Source organism: Salimicrobium jeotgali, assembly GCF_001685435.2.
In the GTDB taxonomy this organism is placed as follows: domain Bacteria; phylum Bacillota; class Bacilli; order Bacillales; family Halobacillaceae; genus Salimicrobium; species Salimicrobium album.
The window spans coordinates 1,702,732-1,723,257 of sequence record NZ_CP011361.2; the positions used below are offsets into that span (position 1 = coordinate 1,702,732).

The window sequence follows — 20,526 nt, forward strand, 5'->3', positions numbered from 1 at the left end:
TCTTTGAAAAGAAAAAAACGATTACCCGTCTACCTGCTGACTTCCCTGCTGTTCGCTTTCTCCGCTTTTCTGGTCTCGGATCGTATCACCGCTTCAAAAGAGTCGCCCCTCGCTCACATAGAAACTTATAAAATCTATTACGATGCTCCGACTCCTGCGATTATAGACGAGATGAGCGAGTATGATGTAATGATTATTGAGCCTTTCTACTACACAAACCAACAGATAGAAGAAATAAGAAAAGACGGTACGCTCGTGTACGGGTATATTAATACGATGGAAGCCGACCAGTGGAATACTCCGCTGTTCCAGAAGTTAAAAGAAGAAGACTTCTTCGTTCGCAATAGTAAACGAGTTTACTACGAAGAATGGGACTCCTACCTGACCGACATAACTTCCTCTCACTATCAGAAAGTTATGGCAGACGAAGTTCAGAAGCAGATTGTCGATAAAGGACTGGACGGAGCTTTTCTCGATACTGTAGGAAACATCGATAATGAGCATGGCGGTGACCCTCAGGTTCTTCACGCACAGCGGGAAGGATTGACGGACTGGCTGACTCTTCTCAAAGACAGGCACCCGGATCTTTCTCTGATACAGAACTGGGGATTCGATACGCTGGCCACCGCCTCCTCTCCGTACGTAGATGGTATTATGTGGGAAGGTTTCCACTTCAGCGATGTCGTATACGATGAGTGGGCCCAGGACCAAGTCTATAAATTGCGGAAAGTTCGTGAAATGGATGGGGTTGAAGTACTGACAGTTTCTCATCAGCAGCCCGGGGAAAGCAAAGGACTTTCTACTGCAAATCGCTTCAAACATTACCATGAACCGACAAATTATAACGAATGGTAGAATGATGCCACCATTCCCGACTACCTTCAGTTACGGGAAGCCGGAACTTTCCGAAAAGAACTCAATTGAGTTTATATAGTTCTATATTATCAGATTCCGGTTGTTTTCACTTCTTCTTTCATGTAATTTTATGGATAAGAATAAAAACAGGAGGGTAGCCTATGATTCTTATTACAGGAGGCGCAGGTTTCATCGGAAATCATATATGCGTGGAACTTTTGAACGAAGGGTATGACATTGCTGTCATCGACAACCTGTCGAACAGTCGAAAAGAGTCCCTGGCGAGAGTCGAGGAAATTACCGGCGGAACGATAACATTCTACGAAAACGACCTGCTGGACCGGAGTGCCCTCGAGGAGATTTTCTCGAAGCACACGATTGAAGCTGTTATACACATGGCAGGTCTCAAATCGGTGAATGATTCGGTCTCCCTTCCTCTCACGTACTACAAAAATAATTTGACGGCTACTTTCGTACTGCTGGAAGTCATGACCGAATTTAATGTGAAAACCATCATATTCTCTTCTTCCGCTACGGTCTACGGGAAACCGGCATTCAACCCGATAACGGAGGACTTCCCGGTGTCTGCCATCAATCCTTATGGAAGAACGAAACTGATGATTGAAGAGGTTCTGGCAGATCTTTGGAACGCTGATTCCGAATGGAGCATTTCCATTCTGCGCTATTTCAACCCGATCGGCGCTCACCCGAGCGGAAAAATCGGCGAGTCACCGAATGGAACTCCGAATAATCTCATGCCTTATGTTGCAAAAGTAGCTCTGGGACAATACGAAAAGCTCACCGTTTACGGCGATGATTATCCGACCGTTGACGGAACGGGGGTACGTGACTATATCCACGTAACAGACCTTGCTCTCGGCCATGTAAAAGCATTGGATAAAGCAATGCAGGGATCGGGTCATGAAATCTATAACCTCGGCACCGGGGAAGGTTACAGCGTACTTCAGCTCGTCCGGGCTTTCGAATCAGCTTCCGGTCGTTCTGTACCTTATGAAGTGACCGGCCGCCGCGAAGGTGACGTAGCCTCCTGCTATGCAAACCCTTCAAAAGCCGAGGAAAAGCTGGGATGGAAAGCGGAAAAATCCATTACCGATATGTGTGAGGACACCTGGCGATGGCGCAGCCATAACCCTTACGGTTATGCTTCAGGTAAATAATCCGAAAAAAAACAGATCAGCAGCAGAAACCCGGGTCAGATTGCTACAAACGCTTCCAGGAAACCCCTGTAGCAATTTGACCTATTACCTTTGCCCGATGTTTACAGAAAAGCATTATATGCATTTACGTATCGAATTTTGTTATGTATAATGAACAGATACAGTCGATACATAATAGAGGATCGTTCAGTGAAAGTGAGAGTTATTCCTCTTTGCGGAACGACTCATCTGCACGCACTTATCACTCGTCCGAGCTTCTTAGGCTGTCTTGTCCTTCTGCCCAGGTAGAAGGATTTTTTTGTTTCTGCATTTATATATCGGTCATAAATTACAAAACTGCCCCGGTCACTGCTGCAGCGACCGGGGTTTCCTATGCTTTCATTATAATAATCGCTGCACACCGCTGAAAGGATCTTCATTACTTGCGATGGCGGAAATAACGCTTATCCCGGCACCGGTCTCTCTAACTTTCTGTACGTTACCTTCGTGTATACCTCCTATGGCGACCACCGGCAAGCCGGCTCTGTTCTGAATCGTCCGAAGTCCTTCTATTCCTATTACGTCTTTCGCATCCTGCTTCGACGAAGTTTTGAACACGGGTCCCACTCCGAGATAATCTGCCAGCTCGTACCGGCTCTGCTCCAGTTCTTCCGGGGTGGATACGGATAATCCGATTATAAGATCCGGAAAACGATCTCTAACTTTTTCTACTTCCGTATCTTCCTGCCCGATGTGAACACCGTCCGCTTTCCATTCACGTGCCAGCTCAATATCATCATTTACGAAAAAAGGGATTTCATGCTCGTGGCATACTTCCCGCAGACGGTGGCCAAGCTTGACTTTTTCGGCGCCCATCAACGATCCTTCTCCTTTTTCCCTGAACTGAAAAGCGGTGATCCCTCCCCTGATGGCTCGCCGCAGAGTTTCCACAGGGTCTTTTTTACAGTTTTGGCTTCCCATAATGAAATAGGTATGAAGATAATCACTCATACATCTCCCCCCAGTTCATCGAGAAGAGAAACGGCGAAAGATCCCGGACCATGGGAGTTCGCTTCCGCCCTCTCCGCAGCTTTATTATAAAATTCCACTGCAAAAAGTACCGCTTTCTCTTTTTCATCCTCAACCGTGAGACAGGCGGCAATCAGCGTCCCGAGGAGACACCCCGACCCTGTAACCTGCGTAAGCAGAGGAGAACCGTAGGAAGACGTTGTATAATTGCCGTTTTCCGCTACTATATCTGTTGCTCCCGTCACTACTACGCAGGTGTTCAGTTTCTCCGAAGCCCTCAGGGCGATATCTGTGGAATCTCCGCTTTCTTCCGAATCCACACCTTTCACTTTCAGTGGTATGTCTGCGAGAGCAGCGATTTCCCCGGCGTTCCCTTTCACGACGGCTACGTCCAGCTCTTCTGTTATTTTTCTGACTGCATTTTTCCGGAAGGTACTCGCTCCTGCCCCCACCGGGTCCAGCAGTATAGGAATACCCTTCTCATTAGCTGCTTTTCCTGCTGCTATCATCGTTTCCACGTCACTGCTCCGGAGCGTGCCGATATTCAATACAAGAGCATCGGCCGCCCCTGCTATGTCTGCGACTTCTTCTCTTTCTTTCGCCATAACCGGGCTCCCCCCGAAAGCCAGGAGGCCGTTCGCAGAGAAATTCATCACTACTTCATTCGTAATGTGGTGAACCAGCGGTCTTTTTCCTCTTACACGCTCTTCCATCATTTGACCTCCCCCCTTCTGCCGGCCCAGTGATTCGTAGGGCCGCTCCCTGAACCGAGATCGAAAGAATGACGGATAGCTTCGGTAATAAAATGTTTAGCCTTCTCTACAGCTACAGGAAGCGTCCGTCCCCGCGCCAGATTCGCCGCGATAGCCGAAGCATACGTACAGCCTGTGCCATGGGTATTATCCGTTTTAATGCGCGCTTCTCTGTATGTCCTCATAATTTCTCCGTCATACAATACATCGACAGCTTCTCCATCCAGATGTCCGCCTTTAATGAGCGCGCCGCGGCTGCCGAGTTTTTCTACAAACAGTCCTGCCGCTTCTTCCATATCAGCTTCTGTCTTAATAGTCATCCTAAGCAGCGTTTCCGCTTCCGGAATATTCGGAGTGACGACATCAGCATGAGGAAAAAGATATTCGGAAAGCGCCTCCCTCGTCTCCTCTTCCATAAGAGGATGACCGCTCGCGGTTACCATGACGGGGTCACAGACGTATGGTTTCCGCCGGGCCCCGATCCATTCCCCTACTGTGCGTGCAGCTTCTTTCGATGAAATCATTCCGGTTTTGATAGCATCCACAGGCAGATCCTCTTCAATACTTTTAAGCTGAGCAGTAAGGAATGGAACAGGTACGTGATGAACCTCCCGGACTCCCATAGTGTTCTGGGCGGTCAAAGAAGTCAGCACAGACATCCCGTACACCTGCCATTCTTCCATCGTCTTGATATCCGCCTGAATCCCGGCTCCGCCTCCGGAATCGGATCCTGCGATTGTCAGTGCTGTATATGGTCTCATCTCGCCGTCTCCTTTCCTGCAGGCCATTCTTCCAGTGAATAGGACATTTCCCAGAAAGCGAGTTCCAACTGACAGCTTTTCCGGAAAGCCTCTTTCATTTTCCGCCTGTCTTCCGGAGATGCCCGCTCCGCTTCCTCATCCAGACGTTTCATCATGTAGCCGGTGGTTTCGGCAATAGAATCATCGGCATAGAATTCAATCCACTCATAGAAAGGATGGTCCGGTTCCGGAGAGAAACGCCGTTTCAATTCTTTTCCGATTTCATCGTAAGTCCACGGACAGGGAAGCATAGCCGCAATTGTTTTTCCGAGCAGACCTTCTGTGGCCACACTCTTCATGTGAGCACGATAATGATCCGCCGTCGGTGGCATCGGATAACCCTGAAGATTTTCGTACGGGGTGCCTGCGTAATCGCTTAAATTGCGGTGTGGATGTATCTCATCCCCCAGCACAAAGGCGATCTGATTATGAAAAAATGTTATATCCTCCCGACTGTCGGATTGGGAAATGGCCGTGCCATAAAGGGTAAGGAAGGTATTCAAGTATTCATAGTCCGCTTTTACGTAGTGAGCCACCGCTTCTTTCGGCAGTTCACCTTCGCCAAGACCCTGGACAAACGGGTGATCGAAAATCGCCTGAAATACATCTTCATTTTCTCTTCTTAATTCTTTCGTAAATGACATAAAAATAGCCTCCTCGTTTTAGTATAAAGGAAGCCCCCATGTGCAGAGTGCTTCCCTTCGGCGGCATGACCCGCATCAGGTTCAAAGGGACTAAGGCAAAACCTTATCTCAGCGATATCCGCGCCCCCAGCAGTTCAAATAATTAAGTTGTCACGATAGCTGCCTGTTTCAGCCGGACTGCGACCATCCAGCCTATCAGCGCCCCGGTCACGGTACTTACAGCGAATGACGGTACAAAAGCGAAAACCCCGGCGCCTGTACCCATCAACAGATTGGCGATCGGTACGGAAGCAAGAGATCCGAATAATCCTGTCCCGATGATTTCACCGGTTACCGCTCCCCCGATACGCTTCGTGTAGTGATATGTCACTCCCGCCACAAAAGCCCCGATCATACCCCCCGGAAATGCTAGCAGAGTGCCGAGACCTAACAGGTTCCGCAACACAGCTATCAGGAAAGCTATCGTCACCGCCGGCAGCGGTCCAAGCGTAACGGCAGCGACGACGTTGACGGCATGCTGGACCGGATAGGCCTTTGCTATTCCGGCCGGAAACCACAGCATCTGTGCCCCGAGCGTTCCGAGTGCAGTAAGCACAGCCATGGTCGTAAGCAGTTTTGTGCGATTCATAATTCTCCCCCCTTTTATCCCAGGCAGAAGAAGAAGCAAAAAAACCGGGTCCTGTATTACAGGACCCGGTTCGTCAATGGTATGTTGACTACTTCCCCACGCTGGTATGATCCAGATCAGGTCCAGAGAGTCGGAAAGTCATTCTTTCCTCTCAGTCCGTTCCACGGACACCCCTAGTAGTTGATTACTTATTCACTTGGACGACTTCAGTATAACAAAAGCCAGAATCTTTTGCACCATCTGAACCGTTTTTTTGAAAATATCAGTAATTTCCACAAGGAGGCATTGACAATCCCGGAGAGAGTAATAGAATTTAGAAAAAGCAGTCTTTTTGCTACAGTAAGGGGTGTAAGCAATGATTCGCATCGACAATCTTACCCGGCGGTTTACGAATGGCAAAGGGATTTTCAACGTCTCTTTTGAAGTGAAGGAAGGGGAAGTGTTCGGGTTTCTCGGACCTAACGGATCTGGTAAATCCACGACTATCCGTCATCTCCTCGGGTATATGAAACCTCAAAAGGGGAGTGCTGTAATTGACGGTTATGATACGTGGAAGAATCAGGCGAAAGCACGGGGAAGAATCGGTTATTTACCGGGGGAGATCGCTTTTCTCGAAGGAATGACAGGGAGCGACTTTCTCGATATGATGGCAGGAATGCAGGGGATCACGGACAAGAGCAAACGGACCAGCCTGATTCAGCGTCTCCAGTTTGATCCCGATACTCCTATCCGGAAGATGTCCAAAGGCATGAAACAGAAGGTCGGAATCGTTGCGACATTTATGCACGACCCCGATGTATATATTCTGGATGAACCCACCTCCGGACTGGACCCCCTTATGCAAAAGCTTTTCGTCGAGCTCGTGCTGGAAGAGAAGGAAAAGGGAAAAACCTTTCTGATGTCCTCCCACAGCTTTTCGGAGATCGAACGAACGTGCGATCGTGCAGCTATCATCCGGAACGGAGAGATTGTTACGGTCAAGGATATACACGAACTGCAATCCATGCAACGTAAGGTCTTCGATGTCACACTGACCCGGTCCGAAGATGTTGAAGCTATGAAGGAATCCAGGCTTTCCATTAAAAAAACGGAGGGGTTATTCGTACGGGTCGAAGTCCAGGGGGACTTTGATAATTTTATCCACGAATTATCGAAGTACAGCGTCAAAAATATCAGTGCCGGCACCCAGAGTCTGGAACAGATATTTATGGATTACTATGATGCAGAGGAGGCCGGGTCATGAATTTTCCGCTTTATAAACAAATGATGAAATCAAATATTAAATTATTCCTCGGCTTCGGTCTCGTTTCCGCTATTTATGTAGTTCTTATGACGTCGCTGTTCCCCCTCTTTGCGGACAATCTCGATGAAATGGAAAGCATGATGGAACTGTTCCCTGATTCTCTATTAAGAGCTCTCGGACTGGAAGCTTTCGGCAACTATGGCCAGTTTATTTCAGCGGAATACTACGGATTATTCTACCTGCTTATTTTGGGTGTGTTCAGCGTAATGAGTGCGGTGCAGTTGCTGGCAAAACTTGTGGACCGGGGTTCCATGGCTTATCTCCTTTCCACCAGAATCTCCAGGGTTCAGATTGCTTTTACTCAGATGATGGTTCTGCTGAGCGGTCTTATCATTATACATGTCCTGAATTTCGGCGGGGGACTGGCTGCCGGCGAACTGCTGATAGATGAGCAGAATGCGATAGCCATGAAAGATTTTTTTCAGATCAACTTTGTGGGGTTTTTGTTATTTTTTGCAGTAGGGGGGTACTCTTTCCTCGTGTCTTCCCTGCTGAACGATGAGAGGTCGGCGTTAGCGACAGCAGGCGGGTTGACCTTCCTTTTTTACGGAATGAATATGATTGGAAAGATTGTGACCGATGTCGACTGGTTACGGAACATCACTCCCTTTTCGCTTTATGAACCCGGAAAAATCGCCGGAGGAGATGCGGAAGTATGGACATCTTCTCTCATACTTACGGGTATTGGAATCCTTGCTTATACTCTGGCGATCCTTCTGTTCAGGCATCGGAACCTCCCGTTGTAAAAGTCTGCCATACAGGAAGATCGATACTCAGGTTCAAAAGGAATCAGGCCCCCGGCATGTTTCTTTCACCCGTTTTCCGGATACACGACCACCCCGTCTTTCTCGATGATAGGCATCGCTCCCCACCGGCCCTGCTCGTGTTTTACCAGGGAAATTCCATCCTTTTCATCTAAAATATGATAGACATCCCATCCGTTCGCTTCCAGCCAGTTACTGACAAGCAGTCTGTGACAGCGGGACGGGTGTCTTTCCGCACAAAAATACGCAACATCCTTCTCACCGGCCAGTGCTTCGAGCCCGACTATTCCTTCCCTGAACTCCTCCGTCAGTGTATAGTCTGCATAATTGTGAAAGGACTGGTTCTCCCAGGCTCCGTTCACCTTCGACTGCACGTGGCCTGCTTTATTGCGTCGTCCTGCAAGGAGAGGGTGGTAGGAGTATGAAAACCCTCCCCCCGCCAGCCACTTCTTCATGTTCTCCTGATTGAAATGGGAAAACTTACGACTCGCCGGAAACGCCCGTACATCCGCCACCGCATTCACTTTCGCCTCTTTCAGCATAGAAAGAAAGAACTGTTTCGAGTGGGAAGAGTGTCCAATCGTATATATGTAAGGTTTCCTCATTCCCGGGAACCCTGCTTTAACCGGCGAACCTCTTCTTCCAGTCTGGTAATTTTTTTTGCGTTGATCTCGACTACTGCGTAAACAATCCCTATCACAAAGCCCAGGATCGCTCCTCTCCACCCAAGAGTGATCAGCCCGACGAACGCTGCCATCAGTATGTAAAAAAATATCATTCTTTTCCTCCCCTTCTAAATCTTTCTGAGTTTCTTTCCGCTTTGTTCCTTATTTCCTGTTTAAAGTCCCGAAAGTCTTCTTCTGAAAGATTTTCCTTTTCCACCAGTGTTTCTCTGCGCTTTTTTCCGTATTCAATGACGAGCTCTTCTTCTCTTTCCACAAGTCCCGTCATGTCCCCGAGAAGCACTTCTTTTTTATTGAAAAACGGGCCATTGCGTATGAGTACAGCCTGGTCATCGACTGTTATATATTCTTTTCCCGATCTCGTAAAAAAGTAGAAAGTGTTTATTACCCCGGAAATAATGATGACTCCTGTCACAATTTGGATGAAACTGAGAAGCAGAGGGGAAGGGTCTATCGAGGCCATAGTAATAATGTTGGCTGCAACAGCAGCCATTGCCTGCCACAGAGATTTGAGGCCCTCACGCTTCCACTTCTTGGAATCTTTATAACGATACTCCATAGATACCCTCCAATCAAGATACCGATTATAACAGAGACTGTAGATCGGCGAATGTTTCAATCGTCTGCTCGGCCCTGTCCACCTCACCAAATCCGTAGGATGCGTAGTAGAAAGGAAGGCCTGCACTTTGAGCGGCTTCTTTATCTCCCGAGGTATCCCCCACATAAATCGGGCTGTTAAGATCGTTTCTTTTCACCACGAGCTGAATATTCTCTGCTTTGGAGAGGCCGGTACGTCCAGGATTTTCAAAGTCCTTAAAATATTTCTCCAGCTGATGGGCCTGAAGAAACGCTTCAATATAGCCGTCCTGGCAGTTACTTACGATAAACAGAGGATAGTTGTTATAAAGGTGCTGCAGAGTACGTTCCACCCCTTCGTATAATTCCCCACCCTGTTTTTTAATTACTTCGATCTCCGCTTCAAAACAATTGTGGATAATCTTTTCACCCTCAGACTGATCAAGATGCGGGAATAACTTCTTAACTACTTCTTCTGTTTGGAGTCCCATTATAGATTCCATATCTTCCCGACTAAGTTCTTTTTCTTCGGGACGATGTGCCTGAATTGTTTCATTCCAGGCATCTTTCACCGTGGAAATGGGATCCCATAGAGTCCCGTCTAAATCAAAGATAACACTATCCATGAATCATCACTCCTTTTTACGGCCCATAATCTTGCATCCGTTCCGTCCTGAACAGGCAATGAGCAATTTGTTATTTTCGTAATCTTTCCTGTACCCTATATGGACAAAGACTCGTGGCAAGAGAGCGATTTCGCCTCCCTCTGTGCATTTTGTTTGTCAGTCGGCGAACATTAAGTTTCCCTGTCTCAACTGTTTTGAAATCTCCTCCGGGTCAGGACAGACAGTGGGCTGGAAATCAATCAGTATCATCGAACGTTCCCCCTTCATTTCTTCTTTCCCTTTCGTTACGGGAGCAACATAATGACTGACCATCGGATCGAACACTCCATATGATTCGAGAGGGGAAGTCAGCGTCATCTGCTTCAGCAGCTGTTTCTCGTTTACGTTTTCCGGTACTTCTCCCGCTACATGAGGAGTGCCTATAGCATTCCCGCCCCCTTCTGCGTTCTGACGATGGACAAGATGGGCGAACGTGAATGGTTCCCCGTCCTGATGGAGATGGTTCGGAGAAGACACTGCAATTTCCTGTTCATTATCCACTTCCAGTTTCACAAAATGAACCCCGGCGTGAATAGGGAGAAGAAGGTCTTCCTCTCTCCAGAACGTCTGTCTGTAATCGAACAGAATGATGTCATCAAGCAGACGGTTCTCCCGCATTTTCTCTGAAATAGCCGGAAAATCACGGGCGCTGTCCGTATATTCAGGGTTGAAGCTCCCCTGGAAATACTTGTACATTTCTCCCTCTTCGGTCCGAACGGAAGGCAACCACTGGACATGGCCTGTGCCCGGTATAATCACCGCTCTCCCGTATCTTCTGTATCTGTTCAGTTCCTGCGCATACGAGTCTGCCGGCAGCGTAGCGAACTCCTGTTTGATTTCCTCCAGCTCTTCTTCAAGGTGACGGGTCTTCAGTATATTTTTCAGATCGTAATATTCATACCCGAAACGTTTCAAATAACTCACTTTCTTCTCCTCCTGTTGCTCATAATAATACTTTTCTTATGGTGTAAAATACCGCCGGTCAATATTGGCTGATTCAAATTAAAAACCGGTACGTACGAATGCCGGAATCGTCACTTTCTGTTATTGATAGTGTGAAAAATGATAAACGTGATCAGAAAGAAGAATACAAGACCGGCGCCGATCAGCATATCAATCACAAATTCCAATCCCCTCTTCCTCCTTTCCCGTACAGTAAAGCAGTATCAAACACATATTCTCACGTCTGAAATTATTTTATCATAGAAAAAATCCCTCTGCTTAAGCAGAGGGGGAGACAGGATTCATTCCGGCAGCGGAGTCTTTTCCGAAATGAAACCTTTCGTTACCATTTCTTTCCGGAAATCTTTCTGAATCTCTTCCTGCAGCAGAAGCACATCTTCTTCAATATAACCACCAGTCGCAGCCACCGAATGATTAGAAAAAAATCGTCGTGTGATCGATCCGTAAGGGCTTTGCCCGGACGTGCTTCTGCAAGCCTTTCCCGTGACAGGGTCAGAATCAAAGCACCTGAGCTTCAGACCCTGGGCATGCTGAATGGTCTCTTTAACTTTTCTTTATTCATTACCTTACTAAAGAGAAACATACCCTTCTTTATTCAAAACTCTGTCAGAAATTATTCTTTTGTTGCATAGACAAGGATATCTTTCCCATCTATAATGTGAGTATGCTCTTATAAAGAGCATTCATGTGAGAAAGACCTCCCAACCTCCGGGAGGAAGACTCATCTGCACATGTTAATTCAGAAACATCGAACAGCGCTCCTTCCACCCGCCGGTGGGGGAGCGCCTTTTTAAATTTGTCGCTTACTCTTCCAAAAGCGTTACGCTTACACTTACGTCGAGGTTCTGTCCCCCTCCGCGATATACCCCCTGCAGCGGACTTACATCTGCATAGTCACGCCCCGTGCCGATTCGTATATGATTCTCCAGCGCTTCTACGTTGTTCGTCGGATCGAGTCCCGTCCAGCCGACACCAGGAACCATCACTTCCACCCAGGCATGAGTGGCAGCGTCCCCGACGAGAGCCGAATCTTCCCCGATATATAAATATCCACTGGCGTACCGGGCCGGTATCCCGTTCCCCCTTAACACTGCAATCATAATATGAGCAAAGTCCTGACACACCCCTCCCTGCAAAGGCCATGCTTCGTGTGCTTTCGTATTCACATCCGTCGTGGTTGTATTGTAAAACAGCGTATTGTGCACGTATCTCATCAGGTCGATAGAAAACTGAATCGGATCCGTCGGATCACCGACATTTTTAGTAAGCAGATCAATCTGTTCTTTGTACATGAATGTATAGGGTGTTTCGTTCAGGTAGGCCAGATAGTGTTTGCGAAAAAGCTCGGAATGAAATATCTGCTTCATTTCGTCCGAATAGCGGATCATATCGATAAAAGGGCTCTTCTGAATACTGACCGTTGAAATCGTTTTGACCGTCAAATGTTTATGTTTTTCGGGAATAAAAAATGTTTCCACGTGATTCCCCCACACATCGACGTGCTCTTTTATTACAGAGACAGGCGAGATCTCCGAACGGTAGGCCAATACCCGCTGGCATTCATCGGAACGCGGTTTTAACCGAATGTGGTTCATGCTTTGATCTACGGATGTTTCATAGTGGAATTTATTTGTGTGTTCAATTTGGTATTTCATAAAATCGTTTGCTCCTTCTCATGTTGAGGATGTTGGTACAGAAAGATAGTAGGTTTCCATAAACAGACTGCTTAAAGCGATGCACTGCTTCTGAAAATGGTCAAGAAACCTCATAAGTTCTTCCATGTTCATGTCTTTAATCCCGGTATCGCTGATTTCTGCAAGAATCACATCTGTAAGCTGAAACAGCTCTTCCGAATAGTGATGCACCTGCCCGCCTTCAAGATCCATTATCGCTTCTTTAATATGCGTCATACAGTAGTTTATCGACCTCGGAAACTTTTCTTCTTTTACAAGAAAATCAAGGACGTACGCAGAGTCCATGGTCGGCGGATGTTCTTTGATGAATGAATCGTATCCGTTCAGGAACCTGAGAGCAGCCAGCCAGTAGTAATAATTGTTCGTTGTATGTTGAAGGGGTTCCCGCCTTTGTTTCTCACAGACGACGTTCAGAATACGGGCTGTCTTCTCCGCACGCTCAAGCCACTTGCCAACCTTGATGAACGTATATGGTACCCCTCTGGTCATTGAGGATTCTATTACCCCCTGCGCGGTCATAGAGGTGCGGGTGACTGTTTTCAAATAGTCTTTCGTCCGTGCCAGTGTCCCTATATTTCCTCCGCTGTCCTGATGATCAAGATGGAATTCATTGAGAATCTCCCACAACTCGCCAGGGATGATATCACGCGTATTCTTAGTGTTCTCTCTCGCGACTTTCATACAGTTCCCGATGGAATTGGGATTAATCGGATTCATTGTCAGATACTCGATCATAGTCCCTCTTTCCATTCTCGAATAATGATTGATGTAGTCCCGGTAGGAAGCACAAATCTCAAGCACTTCTTCCCAGTCCCTGTCCAGCACTTGCTGATCAGCCGCTTCGAGCATATTTATAAGCTGAACATTCAGTACCCGGGCGTTATTTTCGGAACGCTCCAGGTTTCTCGCCATCCAGTATAAAGCGTCTGCCGTCCGACTAAGCATCTGTTTCGCCTCCTCCCGACAAAATCCACGTATCTTTGCCGCCTCCTCCCTGAGAAGAGTTGACGACGAGTGACCCTTCTTTCAGGGCAACCCTCGACAACCCTCCGGGAAGCACATTCATCTCCGTTCCGTTCATGACGAAAACCCGTAAATCCACGTGACACGGATAAACATTCCCACCCTGAAAAGCCGGAGCCCGCGACAGTTTGATAGTAGGCTGGGCAATGTACTGATTCGGCTGTTCTATCACTTTCTCACGGAAAAGCGCTCTTTCTTCTTCCGTGGACTGAGGACCGATAAGCATATCGTAGCCCCCGGAAGCCCCGACGTTTTTAATAACCAGTTCTTCCATATTCTCTAAAACGTATTGAAGACGTTCCGGATCACTGAGAAAATACGTTTCCACGTTTGGAATAAGAGGTTCCTCTCCAAGATAAAAACGGATCATTTCGGGAACGTATACGTACATCGCTTTATCGTCCGCAACGCCATTCCCTATTCCGTTCAGGATAGCTACGTTACCTTTCTTATATGCATCAAGAAGTCCGTTCACTCCGAGAGCCGAATCCGGCCGGAAAGCTTCCGGGTCAAGAAAATCATCATCAATACGCCTATAAATAATATCGACTCGTTTCAGACCGCGTATCGTTTTCATGTAGACGACTCCGCCTTGAACGAAGAGATCTCTGCCCTCCACGAGCTCGATGCCCATCTGCTGAGCCAGAAACATGTGATCATAATATGCGGAATTGTAACTCCCCGGAGTCAGAAGTACCACATTCGCCTCTCCTTTACATCCGGACGGTTTGTGATCGCAGACCGCCTGGTGCAGTTTCGAGAATTCGTGCTCAAGGGTACGGATGGAATGATTGAAAAACAGTTCCGGATACACTTGTCTCATAACGTAGCGATTTTGAAACACGTAGGACATTCCGGAAGGGTTACGCAGATTATCTTCCAGCACACGATACTGCCCATGTTCGTCACGGATGAGATCGACGCCGGAGAGAAAGATATGATTATCAAGAGGTATACCGACGCCCTGTACCTGTTTCCGGTAATAATAAGGATTATTGTCCACAAGTTCCCGCGGTATAACGCCTTCCTCAATAATTCTGCGTTCATGATAAATATCTTCCAGAAACTTATTCAGAGCCGTCATTCTCTGTTTCATACCTGTTTCGATCATCGTCCATTCCGACTCCGGAATAATGATCGGAATAAAATCGAACGGCATCGTCCTCTCAGTCTGGCCTTCATTATTATAGACGGTAAACGTGATACCCTGACGCAGAAAACTCAGTTGCGCGGTCTCGTGCTTTTCATCCAGTTCCCGGGCCGAAAAACGTTCCACCAGTTTATAAAACCATTCGTAGTGAGGCTTCGGTGTAGCATCACTGTTCATCATTTCATCAAAAAAAGCTCCGGTCTGATAATTTTTGAGCATCGATTCTCCCCCTGACGCAGAATAAATTCACCAATATTCTGAATACTGATTATGTATATACCCTACTGCGAAAGTTATAAGCCGGCATCCGAGAAAAATATTTGGACGGCAGTGATAAGAGAAAACAATGCCACAATAAAAGAAAACAGACTCCAATACTTTCTCCCTTTTTCATAGTCATCTATTCCGGTAATCGCCAGTACTCCCGAAAGACCGAGAAGCATCAGGTACTGGTAGCTGAAGTCCCCTGTAACCAGTCCATAAAGAGCAAGTCCGGGAGTAACGGTGAAAAACACTCCCCGGATCACCTTCTCCAATATTCCGCCCTTTCCCATATCCATCCACCTCCCGACTTTTGGAATAAAGTTTTTTCATCTTAAAAAAGTTCAACAACGACGAGCGATAGAAAAACGAGTAGTATCACTACATTCACCGTACCGAGAATCTTTCGTCCCTCGGAAAAATCACGTATGGCATTCAGCGTGAACAGAATAGGTATCGCAATAACCAGAAATAACGGCGACATCGATACATCGGTAAACATCGATATAAAGAAATATACAAGGAAAATAATACCGACCCCGAGACTGACCAGATTAATGACTTTCAATTTATCCACTTCCGCTCCTCCTTTCAAGGTATACTCCATTACCTTATTATTCTACAGTATATATTCCAATCGTATCACATCCGTTTTCTTTGCCGCAGTTTCTTATGACTGTCATTTTAGTTATAATGTTTGTAAGCGGTTACTAAAAGGAGGAAATTGAATTGACTACATATGAAGACGTATGGATTCCATCAGAAGAAAAAATGAAGCAAACGAGACTTTATCAATGGATGAAACGGCTGGGATATGAAGATTATAAGCAGTTCCACCAGGCCACTGTTTCGGATATTTCCTGGTTCTGGGACGAAGCGGTAAAGGAAATCGACTTCGAATGGTTCGACAGTTATCAGAAAACACTAGACCTTTCCAGAGGCGCGCCGCATCCCGACTGGTTCCGGGGCGGAACGACCAACGCCACGCTGAATGCTCTGGATAAATGGACAAAAGATGAAGATAAGAAAAATGATATTGCCCTGTACTGGGAAGGGGATAATGGAGACCGGGTGAAGTATACGTTCACTGAACTCGACGAAGAGGTGAATGCTGTCGCCGCAGGTCTCAAAAAACTCGGCATCACTGAAGGAGATATCATCACCATCTACCTCCCCATGCTTCCGGAAACGCTTATCAGCATGCTTGCCATTTCTAAAATAGGTGCCATTTTCTCACCCGCCTTTTCCGGCTATAAAGCGGATGCAGTGAAAACAAGGGTCAACGCATGTGAAGCAAAAGCTATCATCACCGCTGATGGTTTCTTCCGGAGAGGGAAAACTGTCAATATGAAAGAAGAAGCGGATAAAGCTGCGGAAGTTTGCGATTCCCTGGAACACGTTATCGTAGTGGAACGCGCTGGCGTTTCATTTGAAAAGAAACCGAAAGACGTCCTGTTCAACGAAATGAAAGAGCCTAATGCTTCTGTGGAAACGATGGAGAAACACGCCGATGATCCATTTATGCTCATTTATACTTCCGGGACGACAGGCACCCCGAAAGGAGCGGTACATACCCATGCCGGTTTTCCTGTAAAATCGGCTTTTGATGCCGGAATGTGTATGGATGTCGGGAAAGACGACACTCTGTTCTGGTTCACGGATATGGGCTGGATGATGGGGCCTTTCCTCGTGTATGGAGGTCTCGTAAACGGAGCATCGATCGTCATGTTCGAAGGTACTCCGGACTATCCTGAGCCGGATCGTCTGTGGGAACTTGTGGAACGTTATAAAGTGACACATCTCGGCATTTCGCCGACGCTTGTGAGGGGGATGATGAAGCACGGGGAATCATGGATTGACCGTCATGACCTCTCTTCCCTTGAAGTGATCGGCTCTACCGGTGAACCGTGGAATCCCGAACCGTGGCATTGGTTATATAAGCACGTCGGCAAAGAAAGAGTACCGATTTTCAACTATTCGGGCGGTACAGAGACCTCTGGCGGTATGGTAGGAAACGTACTCGTAAAACCGATTCAGCCCGTTACCTTCAACGCAGCCCTCCCCGGCATGGATGTGGACGTGCTTGATGACGAGGGACGTCCTGTCGTGAACGATGTAGGCGAACTCGTGCTGAAGCAGCCCTGGGTAGGGATGACGAAAAGTTTCTACAAAGACGATGACCGATACCATCGTACGTATTGGAACCGTTTCAAAGACATATGGGTACACGGTGACTGGGCGACTGTGGATGAAAGAGGCTACTTTTTAATTTCAGGACGCTCTGACGATGTACTGAACGTAGCCGGAAAGCGCATAGGACCTTCCGAGATAGAATCTGCAATCGTCGAACATGAAGAAGTGATTGAAGCCGGGGTCATCGGTGCCCCCCACGATATGAAAGGGGAGGAACCCGTGGCGTTTGTCGTTACGAAAACGGAGAACTCGGAAACCCTGCTCGAAGAACTGCAGCAGCTTCTCACCGACAAGCTCGGAAAAGCTATTGCACCGAAAAAAATATATATCGTCAGTGATCTTCCGAAAACGAGAAATGCCAAAGTGATGAGACGTGCCATAAAATCGGCTTTCTTAAATCGGAATCAGGGAGACCTCAGTGCTCTTGAAAATCCTGAAACCGTGGAAGAAATCAAAAAAATAGGAGCCTCTGTCCATTAATTTCGCACTTTTGCTATGGAAGCATGACGAGAGTAAGCAAAGAAAGCTGCCGGTTTTAAAACCGGCAGCTTTCTTATTTATTCATCGTCTTTCGCTTTTCCGATGTTTTCCTGAACTTTTCCTTTAGCTTTATTCTTCTGTCCTTCCTGTTGAAGTTCAGAATCCTCTTTGGCGTTGCCTACCTGATCTTTGGCTTCCCCCTTCACTTTATTGACAGCACCTTTCACCTTATCACTCATACCTTTTTTGTCTGTCATACTGCACCTCCTTATTATGATTTGTTACTATTCTTTTCCCACTAAGTCATGAAGTAAAACTGCGACGCTTTATTTTCCCATTCCAAAAGTATTTTCGATATCTTCTTTATAGGCATAGGTGAACAGTAAAGAGACAAGGATACCGCCTCCAATAAGGTTACCTATACTTGCAGGGACAAGGTTGAAGAAAATATATTCATACCATGTGTACTGGTCCATAGAAAGTATCCCCATACTGAAATACCCCATATTGGCCGCGCTGTGCTGGAAATTACCCGCTACGAATAGTATGACCGGCAAAGTGGTCCCCAGTATTTTACCGGTTATGTCACGCGCCGACGTCGTCAGAAAGGCGGCCATACCGATCAGCCAGTTGGCGAGTATACCTGATACGAGAATTTCAAACCATCCCTTCACTCCATAATCGAGAAACTTCATTTTCTTATCTACATATACGGCCAGTTCCGAATAAAAAGGGTCGGAAAGTGAGCCGGACATCTGTATAAGAAGGCCTACCGCAAAGGCTCCAATCATATTACCAAGATAAGTTGCCAACCAGAATTTATAAATATTGACTTTCATTAAACCTTTTTTGTTGAAAAGATAGGAGGGCAACAGGACGTTCACTTCTGTAAACAGAACCGCTCCTGAAATGAACACCATCGCATACCCGGCTGCAAATCCCAAGCCGGACATTAAATAGAAAAGTCCCTCTGCCTGGATATCGATCGCCAGCAGAATAGAAAACACAGCTCCGAACGTCATGAATGACCCGGCCGTCAGAGCAAGCAGAAACTGAGCCCGTGGCTTCTTGTTCAGGTGGTCTCTACCCTTCTCCCCAAATTCATCAACGATTTGAGAAGGTATATAAAACTGCCGTCCCGGACGGTCAATTTTCTCTTCGGAAGCTTCTGTATGTCTGTTCTCATTCTCTTCTTTCTCTTTCATACTTTCATTATCCTTCATCTTCCTTCACCTCCGATGCCCGACTTTTCCCGTTTCCTGCTTTTATTAACCATACATGGAGAAATAAAACCGATGGTCGAGCCCCTGCTCTCCAATAGAAAAGCCCCCCTCTTACTGGTATCAGAGGGAGGCTGAATATCTTTTTCGTTACACGGGGTATACCCCATGTTTTCTTTCTGTAAAGACCGTGTTTTTCGAGTCATACATATCGAATCTGGTCATGAGCTCGTTCCGGAGGTTATCCGGCTGCACAATATCATCGATCACCATCTCGGATGCAAGACGGTAAATATCGATATTCTCTTTATATTCTTCATGCTTCTCTTTAGTGAAGGCCGGGCGCTCTTCTTCCGGAAGTTCCGCAATTTTATTAGCATACACTGCATTCACAGCAGCTTCCGGACCCATTACTGCAATTTGTGCACTCGGCAGGGCCAGACACGCATCAGGTTCGAACGCCGGGCCGGCCATTGCATACAGGCCGGCGCCGTAAGCTTTACGTACAATGACTGATATTTTAGGAACCGTAGCTTCGCTCATCGCCGCCAGCATTTTCGCTCCGTGACGGATAATACCGGCCTGTTCTACCCGAGTACCGATCATAAATCCCGGTATATCCGCAAGGAACAGGAGCGGAATGTTGAAAGCGTCACAAAGCTGCATAAATTTAGCCGCTTTGTCGGCGGAATCAGGGAAAAGCACGCCCCCTTTGGCCCTTGGCTGATTTGCTATAACGCCGACGGATTTTCCTCCGATGCGGGCCAGTCCCGTGATCAGTTCAGGTGCAAATTTTTTCTTAATTTCGAGGAAAGAGTCTTCATCAATCAGCCTGTCCACCAGCTGGTACATGTCAAACGGAGCATTCTGGTTCTCAGGAATCAGCTCGTTGATCGATTTTTCGAAAGAAGCCGGGTCGACACTATCTTTCACACCTGGTTTCTGTCTGAAATTGGAAGGGAAATAGCTCAAGTATTTCCGTGCGAACCGGATCGCTTCCTCTTCGCTCTCCGCCAGAACGTCTCCACACCCGGAGACGGAACAGTGCATGTTTGCACCACCCATTTCCTCGAGCGTCACTTTCTCTCCGATAACTTTTTCTGCCATCCGCGGAGAACCGAGATACATGGAAGCATTTTTATCCACCATGACTACGATATCGCAAAAGGCGGGTATGTAAGCTCCTCCGGCAGCGGACGGACCGAACAGCAGGCATATTTGCGGCACACGGCCGGACATTTTGATCTGATTATGAAAGATACGTCCCGCTCCTCTTCGATTCGGGAACATTTCCACTTGATCGGTAATTCTCGCCCCTGCGGAGTCCACGAGGTAAAGCATCGGCAGCTCAAGCTTCAGTGCCGTTTCCTGTATCCGGATGATTTTTTCTACGGTTCTCGCTCCCCATGATCCGGCTTTTACTGTGGAATCGTTAGCCATGACGCACACTTTTTCACCGTTAATACGACCGATACCGGTCACGACTCCGTCCGCCGGCAGCCCTTCGTCCTGATTGTTGGCGAAAAATGCGTCTTCCACGTCAATATTGTCATCAAACAGTTGTTCCAGACGTTCCCGTACGAACATTTTCCCTTTCTCTTTGTTCTTTTCGTGATATTTCTCCAGGCCGCCTGAGGCTATTTTTTCTTTCGCTTCTTTTAATCTCTGATCCATGGCCATACAAAT

At 47.1% G+C, this 20,526-nt stretch carries 23 protein-coding genes and 2 riboswitches; of the genes, 5 read left to right on the plus strand and 18 right to left on the minus strand.

The annotated features are described in order from the left end of the window. The first annotated feature begins 3 nt into the window (after window positions 1–3). Together AAV35_RS08540 and galE are read left to right on the plus strand one after the other, a co-directional pair. A complete protein-coding gene (locus AAV35_RS08540; protein ID WP_008592365.1) occupies window positions 4–855 on the plus strand; it encodes a glycoside hydrolase family 191 protein in 852 nt (283 codons plus the stop codon). A gap of 161 nt (window positions 856–1,016) precedes the next feature. Continuing rightward, window positions 1,017–2,033, plus strand: a complete 1,017-nt coding sequence (gene galE, locus AAV35_RS08545) for a UDP-glucose 4-epimerase GalE (RefSeq protein WP_008592368.1) — start codon at window positions 1,017–1,019, stop codon at window positions 2,031–2,033. A 381-nt stretch (window positions 2,034–2,414) separates the two neighbouring features. Here the strand turns inward: galE and thiE are convergent, their stop codons facing one another. The 5 genes from thiE to thiW all read right to left on the minus strand — a co-directional run bounded on the left by thiE (window position 2,415) and on the right by thiW (window position 5,865). Further along, on the minus strand, window positions 2,415–3,023 hold the full coding sequence (gene thiE / locus AAV35_RS08550) for a thiamine phosphate synthase (protein WP_008592369.1): 609 nt from the start codon (window positions 3,021–3,023) through the stop codon (window positions 2,415–2,417). Then, a complete protein-coding gene (gene thiM, locus AAV35_RS08555; protein WP_008592371.1) occupies window positions 3,020–3,757 on the minus strand; it encodes a hydroxyethylthiazole kinase in 738 nt (245 codons plus the stop codon). Before thiM ends, thiE begins: the two co-directional genes overlap by 4 nt. After that, the gene (gene thiD / locus AAV35_RS08560; RefSeq protein WP_008592373.1) at window positions 3,754–4,554 is read right to left on the minus strand and encodes a bifunctional hydroxymethylpyrimidine kinase/phosphomethylpyrimidine kinase; all 801 of its coding nucleotides are present in this window, start codon (window positions 4,552–4,554) and stop codon (window positions 3,754–3,756) included. The genes thiM and thiD overlap by 4 nt, the downstream gene beginning before the upstream one ends. After that, entirely contained in the window at window positions 4,551–5,237 is a 687-nt protein-coding gene (gene tenA / locus AAV35_RS08565; protein ID WP_008592375.1) for a thiaminase II, read from the minus strand. The genes thiD and tenA overlap by 4 nt, the downstream gene beginning before the upstream one ends. A 35-nt stretch (window positions 5,238–5,272) precedes the next feature. Beyond that, window positions 5,273–5,375, minus strand: a riboswitch (TPP riboswitch). Window positions 5,376–5,379: 4 nt separating this feature from the next. Next, window positions 5,380–5,865 carry an energy coupling factor transporter S component ThiW gene (gene thiW, locus AAV35_RS08570; protein WP_008592378.1) on the minus strand — a complete coding sequence of 162 codons (486 nt, stop codon included), beginning with the start codon at window positions 5,863–5,865 and terminating at the stop codon, window positions 5,380–5,382. 76 nt (window positions 5,866–5,941) lie between these two features. After that, window positions 5,942–6,050: riboswitch (TPP riboswitch) on the minus strand. A gap of 170 nt (window positions 6,051–6,220) precedes the next feature. Between thiW and AAV35_RS08575 the strand changes: the two genes are divergently transcribed. Together AAV35_RS08575 and AAV35_RS08580 are read left to right on the plus strand one after the other, a co-directional pair. Then, complete coding sequence (locus AAV35_RS08575; RefSeq protein ID WP_008592380.1) at window positions 6,221–7,108, plus strand: ABC transporter ATP-binding protein; 888 nt, start codon at window positions 6,221–6,223, stop codon at window positions 7,106–7,108. After that, entirely contained in the window at window positions 7,105–7,914 is an 810-nt protein-coding gene (locus tag AAV35_RS08580; protein WP_008592382.1) for an ABC transporter permease subunit, read from the plus strand. Before AAV35_RS08575 ends, AAV35_RS08580 begins: the two co-directional genes overlap by 4 nt. A gap of 65 nt (window positions 7,915–7,979) precedes the next feature. On the opposite strand, the gene AAV35_RS08585 is transcribed toward AAV35_RS08580, so the two are convergent. The 10 genes from AAV35_RS08585 to AAV35_RS08620 form a co-directional block, all read right to left on the minus strand. After that, window positions 7,980–8,537, minus strand: coding sequence for a DUF488 domain-containing protein (locus AAV35_RS08585; RefSeq protein WP_008592385.1), 558 nt, complete (start codon window positions 8,535–8,537; stop codon window positions 7,980–7,982). Beyond that, the gene (locus tag AAV35_RS14370) at window positions 8,534–8,710 is read right to left on the minus strand and encodes a hypothetical protein (protein WP_156330919.1); all 177 of its coding nucleotides are present in this window, start codon (window positions 8,708–8,710) and stop codon (window positions 8,534–8,536) included. Before AAV35_RS14370 ends, AAV35_RS08585 begins: the two co-directional genes overlap by 4 nt. Then, on the minus strand, window positions 8,707–9,174 hold the full coding sequence (locus tag AAV35_RS08590; protein ID WP_008592387.1) for a hypothetical protein: 468 nt from the start codon (window positions 9,172–9,174) through the stop codon (window positions 8,707–8,709). Before AAV35_RS08590 ends, AAV35_RS14370 begins: the two co-directional genes overlap by 4 nt. Before the next feature lie 25 nt (window positions 9,175–9,199). Beyond that, complete coding sequence (locus tag AAV35_RS08595; RefSeq protein ID WP_008592389.1) at window positions 9,200–9,817, minus strand: HAD family hydrolase; 618 nt, start codon at window positions 9,815–9,817, stop codon at window positions 9,200–9,202. A 156-nt stretch (window positions 9,818–9,973) separates the two neighbouring features. Further along, entirely contained in the window at window positions 9,974–10,780 is an 807-nt protein-coding gene (locus AAV35_RS08600; protein WP_008592391.1) for a 2OG-Fe dioxygenase family protein, read from the minus strand. Between the two features lie 842 nt (window positions 10,781–11,622). After that, window positions 11,623–12,474 (minus strand): transglutaminase family protein, encoded by an 852-nt coding sequence (locus tag AAV35_RS14545; protein WP_008592392.1) that lies wholly within the window; start codon window positions 12,472–12,474, stop codon window positions 11,623–11,625. Window positions 12,475–12,492: 18 nt separating this feature from the next. Further along, on the minus strand, window positions 12,493–13,458 hold the full coding sequence (locus AAV35_RS14550) for an alpha-E domain-containing protein (RefSeq protein ID WP_008592394.1): 966 nt from the start codon (window positions 13,456–13,458) through the stop codon (window positions 12,493–12,495). After that, window positions 13,451–14,905 carry a circularly permuted type 2 ATP-grasp protein gene (locus tag AAV35_RS08610; RefSeq protein WP_008592396.1) on the minus strand — a complete coding sequence of 485 codons (1,455 nt, stop codon included), beginning with the start codon at window positions 14,903–14,905 and terminating at the stop codon, window positions 13,451–13,453. Before AAV35_RS08610 ends, AAV35_RS14550 begins: the two co-directional genes overlap by 8 nt. Before the next feature lie 74 nt (window positions 14,906–14,979). Then, complete coding sequence (locus tag AAV35_RS08615) at window positions 14,980–15,246, minus strand: hypothetical protein (RefSeq protein WP_156874362.1); 267 nt, start codon at window positions 15,244–15,246, stop codon at window positions 14,980–14,982. 35 nt (window positions 15,247–15,281) lie between these two features. Then, window positions 15,282–15,524 (minus strand): hypothetical protein, encoded by a 243-nt coding sequence (locus tag AAV35_RS08620; protein WP_040609891.1) that lies wholly within the window; start codon window positions 15,522–15,524, stop codon window positions 15,282–15,284. A 152-nt stretch (window positions 15,525–15,676) separates the two neighbouring features. Here AAV35_RS08620 and AAV35_RS08625 point away from each other — a divergent pair, with 152 nt between their 5' ends. Continuing rightward, complete coding sequence (locus AAV35_RS08625) at window positions 15,677–17,620, plus strand: AMP-binding protein (RefSeq protein ID WP_008592402.1); 1,944 nt, start codon at window positions 15,677–15,679, stop codon at window positions 17,618–17,620. Between the two features lie 77 nt (window positions 17,621–17,697). Here the strand turns inward: AAV35_RS08625 and AAV35_RS08630 are convergent, their stop codons facing one another. From AAV35_RS08630 to AAV35_RS08640, 3 genes are all read right to left on the minus strand, one after another. Further along, the gene (locus AAV35_RS08630) at window positions 17,698–17,877 is read right to left on the minus strand and encodes a CsbD family protein (RefSeq protein WP_008592404.1); all 180 of its coding nucleotides are present in this window, start codon (window positions 17,875–17,877) and stop codon (window positions 17,698–17,700) included. A gap of 69 nt (window positions 17,878–17,946) precedes the next feature. Then, window positions 17,947–18,843 (minus strand): formate/nitrite transporter family protein, encoded by an 897-nt coding sequence (locus tag AAV35_RS08635; protein ID WP_008592405.1) that lies wholly within the window; start codon window positions 18,841–18,843, stop codon window positions 17,947–17,949. A 147-nt stretch (window positions 18,844–18,990) separates the two neighbouring features. Continuing rightward, complete coding sequence (locus tag AAV35_RS08640) at window positions 18,991–20,520, minus strand: acyl-CoA carboxylase subunit beta (protein ID WP_008592406.1); 1,530 nt, start codon at window positions 20,518–20,520, stop codon at window positions 18,991–18,993. Between the last annotated feature and the right edge of the window lie 6 nt (window positions 20,521–20,526).